Raw genomic sequence first — 653 nt, forward strand, 5'->3', positions numbered from 1 at the left:
CCCGGGGTCGTCGACGGCGTGCCAGGCGAGCTCGCGGCCGTGGGGGGCCGGGCGCAGCGCGGCGAGGGGAGCGTAGTTCTCGACGACGAAGGCGCGGCCGGGCCGGGGTACGCCCGCGGCCGGCGGACGGTGGGTCAGGTCCAGGTGCTGCGCGCGGACGACGTCGAGGCCCGAGGCGTCCGAGAAGAGCCGGAACTGCGCGCCGGGGCGGGGGTTGAAGTCGAGCAGGTGGTAGGCGCCGGTCGCCGCGCAGCGCCGGAAGTCGAGGTCGAGGATGCCCCGGTAGCCGAGGTCGGCCGTCAGCCGCTCGGCGAGAGACGTCACCGTCGCGTTCGGCACCCACTCGCCGACCGCCGTCAGCCCCGCCCCGCGCGGCCACGACAGCAGCTTGCGGCCGGGCCCGCCCGCGAGGACCGTGCCCGCGCGGCCCGCGTACCCGTGGAAGAACCAGTCGAGCCCCGCGCCCGGCGCCAGGAACTCTTGCAGCAACAGCCGGCAACCGGCTTCCTCCGTACGGAGGTACAGCTCGCGCGCCTCCTGGGTGGAGCTGAGGACGACCGTGCTGCGCAGCCCGCTGCCGCCGGGCAGCAGCCACGGCCGGCTCCACTTCGCGACGACCGGCAGCCCGAGCCGCCACGCGGCCTGCGCCGCCT

1 pseudogene is annotated in these 653 nt (G+C 76.9%); it reads right to left on the reverse strand.

The window, feature by feature from the left end:
- Positions 1-653 (reverse strand): annotated as a pseudogene (locus ACVNF4_RS36735) (ATP-grasp domain-containing protein); the annotation flags it as partial.

The organism is Streptomyces sp. S6, from assembly GCF_054880855.1.